This is a genomic window from Pseudomonas saxonica (assembly GCF_007858365.1).
GTDB lineage: Bacteria > Pseudomonadota > Gammaproteobacteria > Pseudomonadales > Pseudomonadaceae > Aquipseudomonas > Aquipseudomonas saxonica.
Map to the genome: position 1 here is coordinate 288,072 of NZ_VFIO01000005.1, position 15,041 is coordinate 303,112.

The 15,041-nt window shown below is 52.9% G+C and carries 17 protein-coding genes; 8 read left to right on the forward strand and 9 right to left on the reverse strand.

Features of this window, described 5'->3' with window-relative positions; translation table 11 throughout:
* Window position 1 precedes the first annotated feature (1 nt).
* The 3 genes from trpD (at window position 2) to FJD38_RS15285 (ending at window position 2,693) form a co-directional block, all read left to right on the forward strand.
* A complete protein-coding gene (gene trpD, locus FJD38_RS15275) occupies window positions 2-1,051 on the forward strand; it encodes an anthranilate phosphoribosyltransferase (RefSeq protein ID WP_122784186.1) in 1,050 nt (349 codons plus the stop codon).
* Entirely contained in the window at window positions 1,048-1,884 is an 837-nt protein-coding gene (gene trpC, locus FJD38_RS15280; protein ID WP_146386083.1) for an indole-3-glycerol phosphate synthase TrpC, read from the forward strand. The genes trpD and trpC overlap by 4 nt, the downstream gene beginning before the upstream one ends.
* Before the next feature lie 107 nt (window positions 1,885-1,991).
* Window positions 1,992-2,693: a lipoate--protein ligase family protein gene (locus FJD38_RS15285; RefSeq protein ID WP_122784188.1), complete on the forward strand. Its 702-nt coding sequence runs from the start codon at window positions 1,992-1,994 to the stop codon at window positions 2,691-2,693.
* Here FJD38_RS15285 and crp read toward each other — a convergent pair.
* Window positions 2,690-3,334 (reverse strand): cAMP-activated global transcriptional regulator CRP, encoded by a 645-nt coding sequence (crp, locus tag FJD38_RS15290; RefSeq protein ID WP_122784189.1) that lies wholly within the window; start codon window positions 3,332-3,334, stop codon window positions 2,690-2,692. The two genes, FJD38_RS15285 and crp, sit on opposite strands and share 4 nt — an antisense overlap.
* A gap of 221 nt (window positions 3,335-3,555) precedes the next feature.
* On the opposite strand from crp, the gene FJD38_RS15295 reads away from it, so the two are divergent.
* On the forward strand, window positions 3,556-3,978 hold the full coding sequence (locus FJD38_RS15295; protein ID WP_122784190.1) for an OsmC family protein: 423 nt from the start codon (window positions 3,556-3,558) through the stop codon (window positions 3,976-3,978).
* Between the two features lie 239 nt (window positions 3,979-4,217).
* Window positions 4,218-5,009: an adenosylmethionine decarboxylase gene (gene speD / locus FJD38_RS15300; RefSeq protein WP_122784191.1), complete on the forward strand. Its 792-nt coding sequence runs from the start codon at window positions 4,218-4,220 to the stop codon at window positions 5,007-5,009.
* A gap of 78 nt (window positions 5,010-5,087) precedes the next feature.
* On the opposite strand, the gene coq7 is transcribed toward speD, so the two are convergent.
* The 6 genes from coq7 to hemJ all read right to left on the reverse strand — a co-directional run bounded on the left by coq7 (window position 5,088) and on the right by hemJ (window position 9,133).
* Window positions 5,088-5,735: a 2-polyprenyl-3-methyl-6-methoxy-1,4-benzoquinone monooxygenase gene (gene coq7 / locus FJD38_RS15305; RefSeq protein ID WP_122784192.1), complete on the reverse strand. Its 648-nt coding sequence runs from the start codon at window positions 5,733-5,735 to the stop codon at window positions 5,088-5,090.
* Window positions 5,736-5,854: 119 nt separating this feature from the next.
* Window positions 5,855-6,193 (reverse strand): histidine triad nucleotide-binding protein, encoded by a 339-nt coding sequence (locus FJD38_RS15310; protein ID WP_083369746.1) that lies wholly within the window; start codon window positions 6,191-6,193, stop codon window positions 5,855-5,857.
* A gap of 66 nt (window positions 6,194-6,259) precedes the next feature.
* The gene (locus FJD38_RS15315; protein WP_146386085.1) at window positions 6,260-7,048 is read right to left on the reverse strand and encodes an SDR family NAD(P)-dependent oxidoreductase; all 789 of its coding nucleotides are present in this window, start codon (window positions 7,046-7,048) and stop codon (window positions 6,260-6,262) included.
* A gap of 76 nt (window positions 7,049-7,124) precedes the next feature.
* On the reverse strand, window positions 7,125-7,640 hold the full coding sequence (locus FJD38_RS15320) for a DUF805 domain-containing protein (protein WP_146386087.1): 516 nt from the start codon (window positions 7,638-7,640) through the stop codon (window positions 7,125-7,127).
* A gap of 83 nt (window positions 7,641-7,723) precedes the next feature.
* Window positions 7,724-8,683 carry an NAD(P)H-dependent flavin oxidoreductase gene (locus tag FJD38_RS15325; protein ID WP_146386089.1) on the reverse strand — a complete coding sequence of 320 codons (960 nt, stop codon included), beginning with the start codon at window positions 8,681-8,683 and terminating at the stop codon, window positions 7,724-7,726.
* Window positions 8,684-8,707: 24 nt separating this feature from the next.
* Window positions 8,708-9,133 (reverse strand): protoporphyrinogen oxidase HemJ, encoded by a 426-nt coding sequence (gene hemJ, locus FJD38_RS15330; protein WP_122784196.1) that lies wholly within the window; start codon window positions 9,131-9,133, stop codon window positions 8,708-8,710.
* Window positions 9,134-9,266: 133 nt separating this feature from the next.
* Between hemJ and argC the strand changes: the two genes are divergently transcribed.
* Both argC and erpA read left to right on the forward strand, forming a co-directional pair.
* On the forward strand, window positions 9,267-10,301 hold the full coding sequence (gene argC, locus FJD38_RS15335) for an N-acetyl-gamma-glutamyl-phosphate reductase (protein ID WP_146386091.1): 1,035 nt from the start codon (window positions 9,267-9,269) through the stop codon (window positions 10,299-10,301).
* Window positions 10,302-10,464: 163 nt separating this feature from the next.
* On the forward strand, window positions 10,465-10,815 hold the full coding sequence (gene erpA, locus FJD38_RS15340; protein WP_003444456.1) for an iron-sulfur cluster insertion protein ErpA: 351 nt from the start codon (window positions 10,465-10,467) through the stop codon (window positions 10,813-10,815).
* 77 nt (window positions 10,816-10,892) lie between these two features.
* Here the strand turns inward: erpA and FJD38_RS15345 are convergent, their stop codons facing one another.
* Entirely contained in the window at window positions 10,893-11,984 is a 1,092-nt protein-coding gene (locus tag FJD38_RS15345; protein WP_122784198.1) for an anhydro-N-acetylmuramic acid kinase, read from the reverse strand.
* A 3-nt stretch (window positions 11,985-11,987) separates the two neighbouring features.
* Window positions 11,988-13,379: a peptidoglycan DD-metalloendopeptidase family protein gene (locus FJD38_RS15350; RefSeq protein ID WP_146386093.1), complete on the reverse strand. Its 1,392-nt coding sequence runs from the start codon at window positions 13,377-13,379 to the stop codon at window positions 11,988-11,990.
* A 211-nt stretch (window positions 13,380-13,590) separates the two neighbouring features.
* On the opposite strand from FJD38_RS15350, the gene tyrS reads away from it, so the two are divergent.
* Window positions 13,591-14,790, forward strand: coding sequence for a tyrosine--tRNA ligase (gene tyrS / locus FJD38_RS15355; RefSeq protein WP_122784205.1), 1,200 nt, complete (start codon window positions 13,591-13,593; stop codon window positions 14,788-14,790).
* Window positions 14,791-15,041: the final 251 nt, after the last annotated feature.

A 15,041-nucleotide genomic window follows, 5' to 3' on the forward strand; every position in this document is an offset into this window, starting at 1 on the left:
TATGGATATCAAGACAGCCCTGACCCGCATCGTCGGACATCTCGATCTGAGCACTGAAGAGATGCGCGATGTGATGCGCGACATCATGACCGGTCAATGCACCGAAGCGCAGATTGGCGCCTTCATGATGGGCATGCGCATGAAGAGTGAAAGCATCGACGAAATTGTCGGTGCCGTAACGGTGATGCGCGAGTTGGCAGACAAGGTTGAACTCAAAACCCTCGACGGTGTGGTCGATATTGTCGGCACCGGCGGGGATGGTGCGAATATTTTCAACGTCTCTACAGCCTCTGCATTGGTTATCGCAGCCGCTGGTTGCACGGTCGCCAAACACGGCAACCGCGCAGTGTCGGGTAAAAGTGGCAGCGCTGATTTGCTTGAAGCAGCAGGCGTCTACCTCAATCTGACTCCGGTTCAAGTGGCTCGCTGCATCGACAGCGTGGGTATTGGTTTTATGTTTGCCCAGTGCCATCACGGTGCAATGAAGCACGCGGCCATTGCCCGACGCGATTTGGGCATGCGCACACTCTTTAATATGCTTGGCCCGCTTACGAATCCGGCCGGCGTTGTGCATCAAGTGGTCGGGGTGTTCAATCAGGCGTTGTGCCGTCCCTTGGCTGAAGTGTTGCAACGCTTGGGCAGCAAACATGTGCTGGTGGTGCATTCGCAAGATGGCCTGGATGAGTTCAGCCTTGCAGCGCCAACGTATGTTGCAGAGCTGCGTAAAGGCGAAATTACTGAGTATTGGGTTCAGCCCGAAGATTTTGGTATCAAGAGTCAGAGCCTGTTTGGTCTGGTGATCGACAGCCCCGAACAATCTCTGGAGCTGATTCGTGACGCCTTGGGGCGCCGTAAAACAGAGGCCGGACAAAAAGCAGCCGACATGATCGTGCTCAATGCCGGTGCTGCGCTTTATGCGGCAGACCTTGCCTACACACTTAAAGAAGGTGTGGCGTTGGCACACGATGCGCTGCATACCGGGTTGGCTCGAGAGAAACTTGAAGAGCTGGGTGCCTTTACCGCTGTTTTCAAACAGGAGAATGAAGCATGAGTGTGCCTACCGTTCTGGAAAAAATTCTGGCGCGAAAAGTTCAGGAGGTCGCCGAGCGCAGCGCGCGGGTGAGTCTGGCTGAACTTGAACGTATGGCAGCTCAGGCTGACCCTGTACGCGGCTTTGCCAAGGCTCTATTGGCGCAGGCCAAGTTGAAGCAGCCTGCGGTGATTGCCGAAATTAAAAAGGCATCCCCTAGCAAAGGCGTCATTCGCGAGGACTTCGTGCCTGCCGACATTGCCAGAAGCTATGAAGCCGGCGGTGCGACCTGTTTGTCCGTGCTGACTGACATTGACTTCTTCCAAGGTGCTGACGTTTACCTGCAACAAGCTCGTGCAGCCTGCAAACTGCCTGTTATCCGCAAAGATTTCATGATTGACCCGTATCAGATTGTCGAAGCCCGTGCGTTGGGCGCTGACTGCGTGCTCTTGATCGTCTCCGCGCTGGATGACGTGAAAATGGCTGAATTGGCGTCGGTTGCCAAAGGTGTGGGTCTGGATGTACTGGTTGAGGTGCATGACGGCGCTGAGCTGGAACGGGCACTGAAAATCCTCGATACACCGCTGGTGGGGATTAACAATCGTAATTTGCACACCTTTGATGTCAGCCTGGAAACCACTCTTGACCTGTTGCCACGTGTCCCGCGTGATCGGCTGGTGATTACCGAGAGCGGAATTCTCAATCGGGCGGATGTTGAGCTGATGGAAATCAGTGACGTTTATTCATTCCTGGTGGGTGAAGCCTTTATGCGTGCTGAAAATCCGGGGAACGAGTTGCAACGTTTATTCTTCCCTGAGCGCAACATCCAGATCACAGGTTCTACGCTGGATTGATACGCCGCGCAGTTTTTTAGTCGCTGGCGCAGGCTTGAAAGAGCCTGCGTCAGGGTATCTTCTCTTGCCCCTTGGGCCGCGCCTGTTGGTATCTATCAGGGATGTTTATGACGCTCATCCAGGCACTCACCGTCGAAGCCGGGCTTAAAGCAGAGCAGGATTTGTTGGCTTCGGTGTGTGCAGGGGAGCGCCGTGCGGGCCTGCTGTTCTGGCAACCCACTGATAGGGCGTTAGTCATGCCGCGTCGTTTGAGTCGCTTACCCGACTTTGAGCAAGCCAGCGTTGAACTGGCGGCTAGTGGTTGGCCGATTCTGTTGCGTGAGACGGGCGGCGAACCTGTGCCGCAATCCCCTTCAACAGTCAATATCGCTCTGGTTTACGCGCCGCCTCGCAGTGAGGACGATCGTGCCCGCATTGAGACGGCTTATCTGCGTTTGTGCAATCCGCTCTGTGAATTACTGACCGAGTTGGGTGCGCAGGCTTCTGTTGGCGAAGTTGCGGGCGCATTTTGTGACGGTCGCTACAACGTCAATCTTAATGGGCGCAAGCTGGTGGGGACGGCCCAACGCTGGCGTCAGAGCCAAGGCGGTCAGCGGCCTGTCGGTCTGGTTCACGGGGCATTACTGGTAGAAAACGAGCGAGAGTCGATGGTGGCTGCCGTCAATCGTTTCAATGAGCGCTGCGGCCTTGAGCCAAACTGTCGGGCCGAAAGCCATATCGCATTACACGAAGTGTTTAATAATCCCGATTTCTTTGAGCGGTTGAGCGCCAGCTACCAACAAATACTGGCGCCTGTCTTCGACCTTTAGCGTGTACCAAATACCACCATGGTTTTACCTTTGACACTCACCAGATTCTGCTCTTCCAGATCTTTGAGCACACGCCCCACCATCTCTCGCGAACAGCCCACAATTCTACCGATTTCCTGTCGGGTTACTTTAATTTGCATCCCGTCCGGGTGAGTCATGGCGTCGGGTTGTTTACACAACTCAAGTAAGCAGCGTGCCACTCGACCTGTGACGTCAAAGAATGCCAAATCTCCCACTTTGCGCGTGGTGTTTCGCAATCTCTGTGCGATTTGTTCGCTTATAGCGAAAAGAATTTCCGGTTCTTGTTGTGCGTATTCTCTGAATTTCGCATAGCTAATTTCCGCAACTTCACACTCGGTCTTCGCTCGAACCCAGGCACTGCGTTTCTGTATCTGTCCGGCGTGTTCAAACAAACCCAGCTCACCAATGAAATCACCCGAATTTAGGTAGGCGATGATCATTTCACGATTGCCATCATCCTCGATCACAATGGTTACCGAGCCTTTGATAATGAAGAACAGTGTGTGTGACTGTTCGCCCGCGCAAATGATGTTGCTCTTGGCCGCATAGCGTTTGCGTTGGCATTGAGTCAAAAATTTGTCTAGGTTTTTGATCTTGGATAGGGGGGTAAAAGCAACCATGGTTGTTTCCCAAAAGCATGCACAGTAGGGGCTGGATCTATTTTTATAGAGAGCGCTGGCTGGCTGGCGCCAGTGAATTGGCGCCAGCTTAACAGACAGATTCTGTCCGGTAGGCAGAATTTTCCTTACATCGTGTAGGTTAAAGGTATATGCGTGGTCAGCCCTGTATTTTGGACGCTGTGCTAAGCTGGCGCCCCTTTTAAAGCAGTGGAGTCTGGGTGATGAAGGCACGCATTCAATGGGCTGGCGAAGCCATGTTTCTGGGCGAGTCAGGCAGCGGCCACGTCGTCGTGATGGATGGGCCGCCCGAGAGCGGTGGTCGTAATCTAGGTGTACGACCGATGGAAATGCTTCTGCTGGGCCTTGGCGGATGCAGCAACTTTGACGTGGTCAGCATTCTCAAAAAATCACGCCAGGCCGTTGAAAGTTGTGAAGCGTTCCTTGAAGCCGAACGTGCCACTGAAGACCCGAAAGTGTTTACCAAGATCCATCTGCACTTTGTCGTTAAAGGTCGTGGTCTTAAAGAAGCTCAGGTTAAACGTGCCATTGAACTGTCAGCGGAGAAGTATTGCTCTGCGTCGATCATGTTGGGCGCTGCGGGTGTAGCCATTAGCCACGATTATGAAATTGTTGAATTGGGCTGAGTGATCATTCAATTTTCATAAATGCATTGCAGGCTCTGGTGAACGGTCGCCGAGGTCTGCATAATGCGCCACTTTTTTAAGGGTCGTGGCCGGGAATATTTCCGGTCACATGCCCGAACAGATAACCAAAATCGCCATCGCGAAGAGGTGTTAACCGTCCTACGCAGGTGCGTCCACGCACTTGACGGGCATGCTGGATCACGCGGCCGAGCCGCATCGACATAGAGAGTTTTATAACGGTGAAAAGCAAACTCAAGCTCCACGGGTTCAATAACCTGACAAAGACCTTGAGCTTCAACATCTATGACATCTGCTACGCGGAAACCCCGCAAGACCAGCAGGCATACGTTGAGTACATCAATCAAGAGTACGATGCAGAACGCCTGACGCAGATCCTTACAGATGTGGTTGATATCATTGGTGCCAACATCCTGAACATCGCTCGTCAGGATTACGATCCCCAGGGCGCCAGCGTGACAATTCTGATTTCAGAGCAGCCGGTGATTCCGACCGAAAGCCAAATTGAAGAATCCCCAGGTCCGCTGCCCGAGACCATTCTGGCTCACCTCGACAAAAGTCATATCACGGTGCATACCTATCCGGAAATTCATCCGGTCGATGGGATTGCGACGTTCCGTGTGGATATTGATGTGTCGACGTGCGGCGTTATTTCACCGCTTAAAGCTCTCAACTATCTGATCCATCAGTTTGATTCAGATATCGTGACTGTCGATTACCGCGTGCGTGGTTTTACCCGTGACGTTGAAGGTAAAAAGCACTTTATCGATCACGAGATCAATTCAATTCAGAATTACCTTTCTGAAGACACCCGTGACGGTTATCAGATGACCGACGTGAATGTGTACCAAGAGAACTTGTTCCACACCAAGATGTTGCTTAAAGACTTTGAGCTGGACAACTACTTGTTCGGCGATGCGACCAGCAATCTATCGGTTGAACAACGGGCTCAGGTAACCGAGCGCGTGAAGCATGAAATGCTCGAAATCTTTTACGCCAGGAACATGGCGTAAAATTTCAGCCATTAAAAAGGCGACTACCGAAAGGTAGTCGCCTTTTTTGCTTCTGGCGCGACAGATAATGCCTGACCGTTAAATGCGGTAGGTACTTTTAGTCATGACTTTGGCCATCAGGCTCATACCAAATTTGACTGGCGCGGGAAAGCGGAAGCCACCGGCTTGTAATGCGGATTCAGCATGGTGGGCTTCGTCTATGCGCATTTGCTCAAGAATCGCGCGAGACTTTTCGTCTTCGGCAGGGAGTTGCTCAAGGTGCTCATTAAGATGTTTGCACACTTGATCTTCGGTCGCTGCTACAAACCCCAGGCTTACTTTGTCGCTAATCAAACCCGCCACTGCGCCAATCCCGAAAGACATGCCGTAAAACAGAGGGTTTAACACGCTAGGGTGGCTGCCTAATTGGCGAATACGCTGCTCGCACCACGCCAAGTGATCGATCTCCTCTTCGGCCGCGTGCTCCATTGCTTCGCGTACCTGTGGCAGCTTGGCGGTCAAGGCCTGGCCTTGATACAGCGCTTGGGCGCAGACCTCGCCGGTATGGTTAATGCGCATTAATCCGGCAACATGGCGTGCTGCCTTGTCATCCAGCGGGTGCTCGGGTTTTACAATGGCGGGCGACGGGCGGTGAGGTTGGCCACTGAAGGGCAGCAATGTGCGCATCGCGGTATCGGCTTGTAACAATAGACGGTCAATCGGCGAGTAGTGACGTTGGGTAGTCATGCTTACCTCCGGAAAAAATCACGGAGGCCAGTTTACCCCAATCCAGGTGCAAGGGGCTGCACGGGATGTTCTGCAGACGTGGGCGCAGCAGTGCACCCACGGTATGGCGTAGCGTTCAATCAGCCCGGCGGCCAGTTCATCTGGCGTTGACCCAGAACGTGCATATGGATGTGGTAGACCGTTTGACCGCCTTTTTCATTGCAGTTCATTACCACCCGGAACCCGTCTTCGCAGCCCAGCTCTTTGGCGAGCCGTTGGGCAGTGAACAGGATATGCCCTGCCAGTGGCTTGTCCTCTTCGGTCAGGTCGTTGAGGGTACGGATTGGTTTTTTGGGGATAACCAAAAAATGAATCGGTGCTTGTGGAGCTATATCGTGAAAAGCGAGTACTTGATCATCTTCATAGATGATCTTTGCAGGTATTTCACGGTTGATAATCTTGGTAAACAGGGTATCCAAAGCAGTGTCTCCGTGAGTGAAGTCCGGTCTGAGTGTACTCAGCAGAGCGAGTTACGCCCAGTCGCGTTAACGGGGGCAATAGGATTTGTTCACAGAGGCCGCTATTTTTCGTGTCATCCATCGTGTCAGCACACGCGGGATGCGTGTTAGCCAGCGATTACGTCGACCCGGAATAATGAGTGCTTTGTTTTTTTCCAGCGCGCGCACCGTGTAAAGCGCAACTTCTTCGGGGGTCATACAAGCGGAATTTTGCTTGATCGCCTCTGCATTCATCTTGGACGCTTCAAAAAAGCCAGTACGGGTAATGCCAGGGCAAAGCACCGATACTTTGATGCCCGTTTTCTTTACTTCCTCACGTAAACCTTCGGAAAAGTGCAGGACATACGCTTTACTTGCGTAGTACGTGCTCAGCCACGGACCAGGCTGAAAGGCCGCGATGGAAGACACATTGAGAATTTGCCCACCGCCTTGCACCGCCATCATATTGCCGATTGCGTGACACAACCGGGTAAGCGCGAGGATGTTAAGTTCGATCAGGTCTTGTTCCGCGCTCCAGTCATGCGCCAGGAAGGGGCCACAGGTGCCAATGCCAGCACAATTGACCAGCAGGTCGATCTGACGATCACCTTCTTCAAGTTCCAGCAGAAAGCCCGAGAGACGCAACGGTTCGCCCAGATCGCAGGCCCGGAACAACACCTCGACGCCGAAACGTTGGGTCAGCTCGAGCGCAATGCTTTCGAGTGCGTCACGTTGGCGAGCCACTAAAATCAGGCTGCGGCCACGGCGTGCCAAGGCTTCAGCCAAGGCCAGGCCGATACCGCTGGAAGCACCAGTGATTAAAGCGTAACGGGTCATGCTGTTCTCCATCGCAACGGTGCTGTCCGGTGACAATGACGTCCCTGGCGTTAACGCGTTCTTAAAGAAACAGAGTCTACAGGCTCAAGCTGTTCACTGCGCTGATGAAAATGTAGGCCAGTGGAGAGGTTGCAATTGCACCAATGCCGGCAATGAATACACAGTAGATGAAGACAAAAATCGAGCCTACGATTTTAACTGTCCGGCTGTTTGGCGGAGGAGGGGCTCCAAAGCGATTCGAGCCTGGGGTGCCAGGCATCACTACCGCCATGATTCCGAAGATCAGGTTGGCGATAGGCACCAGTTGGAATAGCAACATCCACGCGGAATAATTTAAGTCGTGCAAGCGTTGAGCGGTAATTCTGATGCTAAATATTACATAAAGAATAGATCCGACCCCGATAATCCCGAGAGAAATGATCGGCGACTGCAATCCCATCAAAAGACCAACTGAGCATAAGGACAGATAAATTAATGCCAAGCCCAGTTGCCAAACGATAAGGCGTAAACGTCCTATCCGAGCTTCAAAGCCAAGAAACTCCAGTTTTGCGTACTGCACTTCAGGGGGCGTTTGCAGGTCATGTTCTGACATCTAGGCTTCCTTGTTACTGGGGGAGATTTATCGTTCAAAAAAAAGCCCGCCTAAAGGGCGGGCTCAGAGTCTCAATAAGATGCTTAGCAATCAGGAAGTCGATTCACCCGCTTTATAGCTTCGCGGTATTCCGTATCGAGTCGAGTGATCAACTGCTGCGTAGTAGGCACATCATTGATGGCACCTACGCCTTGGCCAGCAGACCAAACGGTCTTCCATGCTTTTGCTTCGTCGTTGAGTGGTTTGAGCCGGGTACCGGTGCTGCTCTCGCTTTTAACTTGCAATGTGGCGAGGTCAAAGCCTGCATTTTCGAGGCTTTGGCGCATGAAACTTGCCGGTACACCCGAAACGGCAGCAGTGTGAACGATGTCGACTGCTCGGGATGTCAGAACCATTTGTTTGTATTCGTCAGGTGCATGACTTTCTTGTGTAGCTATAAACCGCGTGCCTAAGTAGGCAAGATCCGCCCCGATGACTTGTGCCGCCAAGATCTCGTGGCCATGGTTCAAACAACCCGCAAGCAACACCGTTTTGTCGAAGAATTGGCGAATTTCAGCCACCAGGGCAAAAGGGCTCCATGTGCCTGCATGTCCGCCCGCCCCTGCCGCCACGGCGATCAAGCCATCGACTCCTGCTTCAGCGGCCTTCTCGGCATGGCGTCGGGTAGTGACGTCGTGGAACACCAGGCCACCATAGCTGTGAACAGCATCTACAACTTCTTTCACTGCACCCAGGCTGGTGATGACAATGGGGACTTTGTGCTCGATACAGATCGCCAGATCAGCCTGTAGGCGCGGGTTGCTGTTATGCACAATCAGGTTAACCGCGTAGGGCGCTGGATTTTTCAATGAGGCCAGTCCCGCTTCAATTTCCTCCAGCCATGCCTTGAAACCACTGCCCTCGCGTTGATTGAGTGCAGGGAAACTGCCTACAACGCCATTAGCGCAACAGGCCAGCACGAGTTCTGGGTTGGAAATCAGAAACATGGGGGCTGCCACTACCGGCAGACGCAAGCATTGTTCAAGCTGGACGGGCAGTGACATTGAAGACCTCGCAGAAGGGGGGGGTTAGAACGGTTTGACCACCACCAGAATGACGATAGCAATCAAGAACAGCACCGGTACTTCATTGAACCATCTATAGAACACATGGCTACGAGTGTTTTCGCCACGGGCAAAGCGTTTTACCTGTGCGCCACACATGTGGTGGTAACCGATGAGCAGAAATACCAGCGTCAGTTTGGCGTGCATCCACCCTTGGCTGAGGAAGCCTGGAGCAAGGTAGAGCAGCCAGCCGCCGAAGATGAGTGTGGCGATCATTGCTGGGCCCATGATGCCGCGATACAGCTTGCGCTCCATCAGGCTGAATCGCTCTTTGCTGACAGAGTCTTCGCTTTGAGCGTGGTAAACAAACAGGCGTGGTAAGTAAAACAGCCCGGCAAACCAACAGACGATGCTGATGATATGAAAGGCCTTGAGCCATAGATAAAGCATTTTTAGTTATTCCCAGGTTCACGGTAGGGCAAATAGTAGTAGTAGAGCGCCCGGGAGTCACCTTGGCAGTTGTCGCATGGGCGCTCTGTCCCTATTATCAGAGGCTTTCCAGTTGTTTCGTTGAGGGCAGGTTATGGTCAAGGTCGGTATTGTCGGCGGCACGGGTTACACCGGAGTCGAATTACTGCGTTTGCTGGCTCAGCATCCCCAGGCTGAGGTGGTTGTCATCACTTCTCGATCTGAAGCGGGCCTGCCAGTTGCCGATATGTATCCCAACCTGCGCGGTCATTACGACGGCTTGGCTTTCAGTGTCCCGGATACACAAACGCTGGCTGCCTGTGATGTTGTGTTTTTCGCCACGCCCCACGGCGTCGCCCATGCGTTGGCAGGTGAACTACTGGCAGCAGGCACCAAGGTAATCGATCTTTCCGCCGATTTCCGTTTGCAGAACGCGGATGAGTGGGCCAAGTGGTACGGTCAGCCGCACGGTGCACCTGAGTTGTTGAAGGAAGCGGTTTACGGTCTTCCAGAGGTTAATCGCGAGCAAATCAAGCAAGCTCGATTGATTGCTGTGCCGGGCTGTTATCCAACGGCAACTCAATTGGGTTTCCTGCCATTGCTGGAAGCAGGGCTGGCCAATACCTCCATGCTCATTGCTGACTGTAAGTCCGGTGTAAGTGGCGCAGGACGTGGTGCCAGCGTGGGTTCGTTATATGCCGAAACGTCAGAGAGCATGAAGGCCTACGCCGTTAAAGGGCATCGGCATTTACCCGAGATTCGTCAGGGCTTGCGCCGTGCAGCCGGTAAGGATGTCGGCTTGACCTTTGTGCCGCATTTGACCCCGATGATCCGTGGTATTCACTCCACGCTCTACGCGACGGTGGTTGACCATGCTGTCGACCTGCAAGCTTTGTTCGAGAAGCGCTACGCCAATGAGCCTTTTGTCGACGTGATGCCTGCGGGCAGTCATCCGGAAACCCGTAGTGTTCGGGGTGCCAACGTATGTCGGATTGCGGTACATCGTCCGCAAGGAGGAGATCTGGTTGTCGTGCTGTCGGTTATCGATAACCTGGTCAAAGGGGCTTCGGGTCAGGCTGTTCAGAACATGAATATCCTGTTCGGTCTTGACGAGCGTCTTGGCCTTTCTCATGCAGGGATGTTGCCTTAGAAGCAGCTGCAAGCTGCTAGGGAAGAGAATTTTCGGTTTCTAGCTTGCAGCTTGTTGCTGAAAACTTGCCGCTGCTCTTCAAATAGTTGACCGCTTTTCTGGGAGAAGCGGATAATGCGCGTCATCACGCATTATGGCGGCACAGCGCCGGGAGATAGTCAGCATGAGCGTCGAATCCTTCACCCCCATGGCTTTGCAATTCACTGAAGGTGCTGCGCACAAGGTGAAGAGCCTGGTCGATGAAGAGGGTAATGATCGTCTGAAGTTGCGAGTTTTCGTAACGGGCGGCGGTTGTTCCGGTTTTCAATACGGTTTTACTTTCGATGAAGAAGTAGCCGATGACGACACCATTGTTGAGCGCGAGGGCGTTAGCTTGGTGGTTGACCCAATGAGCTTCCAATACTTGGCAGGTGCCGAGGTGGATTATCAGGAAGGTCTGGAAGGCTCTCGTTTCGTAATCAAAAACCCTAATGCCACCACTACTTGTGGTTGTGGGTCTTCGTTTTCGATCTGATTGCACAGAGTAGGTGTCACACTCAACGCCGCGTAGATTCGCGGCGTTTTGCTAACTGGCCTTTAGTGGGCACGGTGTCAGGCAGGATAGATCGCGCCCAATACACGCAGGCCGTGTGCGCCCGTAACGCTGGGGCGATTGGTGGGGATGTTTTCAAGGCAGCAGTGGGCAAGCCACGCAAAAGCCATGGCTTCAACCCAGTCAGGATCAACACCTCTGGCCATTGTGCTATTGACCTCAGTGTCCGGGAGCAATTGCTTCAAGCGAGTCATGAGTGCCGCATTGTGAGCGCCTCCACCGCAAACAAGGAGTTCATCTGTGCGTGGCTGAGCCGCTTGCAGTGACTGCACGATGGTCAATGCGGTGAGCTCAAGGAGGGTTGCCTGGACGTTTTTAGCGGCAAAGCTAGGCAGAGCCAGTAGATGCTGTTTCAGCCACTTGAGGTTGAATACTTCTCGGCCGGTACTTTTTGGGCCTTGGGTCTGGAAGAAAGGGTCGCGCAGCAGAGTCTCAAGAAGCAGTGGTTCTATATCGCCACTGGCTGCCCACTGACCACTGCGGTCGTACAGCTCACCCTTCTTATCTTGTATCCAGGCATCAAGCAGAACATTCCCTGGGCCGCAATCGAATCCTGCGACAGGGTTTTCTGTTGTTATCAGGCTTAAGTTACTGAAGCCGCCAATGTTCAATACCGCACGATTAGCGGATCCATGTGTAAACAGGGCTTCATGGAATGCAGGAACAAGAGGTGCTCCTTGTCCGCCGGCGGCGACATCTCGGCGCCGAAAATCGCTGACCACGCTTATGCCTGTTAGCTCAGCCAGTAAAGCGGGATTACCAATTTGCACTGTCCAGCCTTGGGCGGGCTCGTGACGTATGGTCTGACCGTGGCTACCTATGGCGCGGATATGTTCAGGGGCGAGTTTTTGCTGCGCGAGCAGGTCATTGACCCCTTGGGCAGCTAGCCTTGCCCAGTGGTTTTCTGCAATGGCGCTACGTGCCACTTCGTCCGGCCCGCTGGTACATAGACTCAGCAGCTCGCTGCGGAGGTCTTCGGGCATAGGGATGTAATGAGTGGCCAGCAGTGTAATGTTCGCCCCGAGTTCAATCAGCGCGATGTCCATACCGTCCAGGCTGGTTCCGGACATCACGCCTATATAGAGAGCCATTGCTTAGCGCTTGCTCGAGGCCAGGAGGGTGGCCTTTTCCTGATTCATGCGAGCCATCAATGGCTGGCTTTGCTGCAGGAAGCGCGTGCGTTCTGCTTTCGCTATCGGATCAGACATGGGTAGCTTTTGGCCAAGAGGATCAACGTGTACGCCGTTGACCTGGAACTCGTAATGCAAATGAGGGCCAGTCGAAAGTCCAGTTGTTCCGATGTAGCCAATCACTTGGCCTTGCTTCACGGAGCCGCCCGTCTTCACGCCTTTGGCAAAGCCTTGCATGTGGCCATAAAGCGTACGGTAAGTATTGCCATGCTGAATGATGATGGTGTTGCCGTAGCCGCCACGGCGTCCCGCCAGGAGTACCTTGCCGTCACCGGTTGCTTTGATTGGCGTGCCACGTGGGGCTGCGTAATCGACGCCCTTGTGAGCACGAATCTTGTTAAGAATTGGATGTTTGCGACCTGCTGAGAAACGCGAGCTGATTCGGGCGAAATCCACAGGTGTGCGGATGAAGGCCTTGCGCATGCTGTTGCCATCAGCGGTGTAGTAATTGCTTGTGCCCTGTTTGTTGGTATAGCGCACTGCTGTAAAGGTTTTGCCGCGGTTGGTAAAACGGGCAGAAAGAATGTTCCCAGTGCCTACGGTTTTACCGTTGACGACCTTCTGTTCATAGATCACTTCAAACTGATCGCCAGGGCGAATGTCCTGAGCGAAATCAATGTCGTAGCCGAATACCTTGGCCATATCCATTGTCAGGCTGTGAGGTAATCCTGCGCGTTGGCCAGATGCAGAAAGGGAGCTGGTAATGACGCCGTGCACATAAGCAGAGCGTACTGTCGGCAATGTCGTTACACGACGAAATGAATAGCCTTTAGGGGTTTTGCTGAGGGTTATGGTTTCAAGGTCGCTAACTTGGCTGTGAAGGTTGTTCAGCTGGCCGTCTGGGGTCATTTCGAACTCGAGCTTTTGCCCGTGTTTCAATTGGCTGAACTGCTTGGCTTGCTTGTCGCTGGCCAGAATTTCATGCACTGCAGACGCAGGCAGGCCGACTTTCTCGAAAAGCGTAGAGAGCGTATCGCCTTTGGCTACGAGGACTTCGCGGTGGCTGGGAGATTTGTCTTCTTCAGCTTTAACCGTGGAGTTTTGAGGCGGGTCAATTTCGGCAAATGGAGTCGGACTCACTTCATTTGTGGCTTGAACGAGATCGGAAGCGTCTTGTTCTTGTGTCAGTTGCTCAGCAGGGCTTTCCAGCTCAAGGCTGAGGTTCGTTCTTTTGGCTTCAACTTCGCTGGAAGGAAATACCAGCAAAGCCAAGCTTAGAAGGGCGGCGATACCACTTGCTGCGAGCAGGTGGGTCTTCGGATAAAGCGGTGGCGCTTTAGGCGGCTGACTGGTCATAGATAATTTGACTTTGAATAAAGGATGAATTGGAAAAGATGACTGGCACGGTGAAGATGAAATAACTGTATAAAATATAACCAAATCACCCTTGAAGCAAGTCTACGAGCTATTCACCGACGGATAGTGGGCCGTATGCCGGTCAAAACTTGTAATTAGTCTCTGATCTTGTATGTTGGTTCCCTTTGAATTTGAGCCTTACGGGTCTGATATGAAGTCGGTAGAAGAGCAGCTAGCGCTAATAAAGCGTGGTGCCGAAGAGGTACTGGTCGAGTCTGAATTGGTTGAGAAGCTCAAGCGCGGTCAGCCGTTGCGTATTAAGGCTGGATTCGACCCTACAGCACCGGATCTGCACTTGGGGCACACCGTACTGATTAATAAGCTGCGTCAGTTCCAGGAGCTGGGTCATCACGTGATTTTCCTTATAGGGGATTTCACCGGGATGATTGGCGATCCAAGCGGGAAAAGTGCTACGCGTCCGCCGTTGACGCGAGAGCAAGTGCTCGATAATGCCGAGACGTACAAGACCCAAGTATTCAAGATTCTTGATCCTGCCAAAACCGAGGTGGCTTTTAACTCCACCTGGATGGATCAAATGAAGCCAGCAGACTTCATTCGTCTTACCTCTCAATACACCGTTGCTCGTATGCTTGAGCGCGACGATTTTGATAAGCGCTACACCACTAATCAGCCTATCGCTATTCATGAGTTCCTTTATCCGCTTGTACAGGGTTATGACTCTGTGGCTTTAAAGGCAGATGTGGAGCTTGGTGGTACGGATCAGAAATTCAACTTGCTGATGGGGCGTGAGCTGCAGCGTGGCTACGGCCAGGAAGCACAGTGCATTGTGACAATGCCTCTGCTTGAAGGGTTGGATGGCGTCAAGAAGATGTCCAAGTCCTTGGGTAACTATGTCGGTATCCAGGAGGCGCCAGGTGTGATGTACAGCAAGCTGGTTTCCATACCTGATGCTCTGATGTGGCGCTACTTTGAACTGTTGAGCTTTCGTTCCATGGACGAAATCAATGCATTCAAGGCTGAGGTCGACGCCGGTGCTAACCCTCGTGATATCAAGATCAAGCTGGCTGAAGAAATTGTGGCTCGCTTCCATGGGGAAGAGGCTGCTGCCAATGCGCACCGTGGTGCCGGCAATCGCATGAAAGATGGCGAGCTGCCTGATGATCTGCCAGAGGTTGAGCTGACTGCTTCTGAGGATATGCCGATTGCCGCCGTCCTTAATAAGGCGGGGCTGGTGAAGAATTCTGCCGTGGCGCGAGACCTGCTGGGGTCGGGTGGTGTGCGTATAGATGGTGAGGTTGTTGATCGCACCTATATATATGTACTGGGCTCGACTCATGTGTGTCAGGCCGGCAAGAAGGCTTTTGCGCGCATCACGCTAAAAGCGGAGTAAGGCTGGTTCAGGGTTAATTGATAGGTTTGATCAATTAACCCTTGACTCGAAAGCGCAACTGTCTATAATTCGCCCCACTTCCGGCGCAGTCGAAACGGAAAACTCCTTGAGTTTCAATGAGTTGTACGGTTTTCGGCAGTGTCAGCTTCAAGTCATCGAAGCAGGAAATGAGGTGTTGACAGCAGCGTGTAAAGCTGTAGAATTCGCCTCCCGCTAACGAGAGATCGAAAGCGCAAGTGGTTGATGTTACA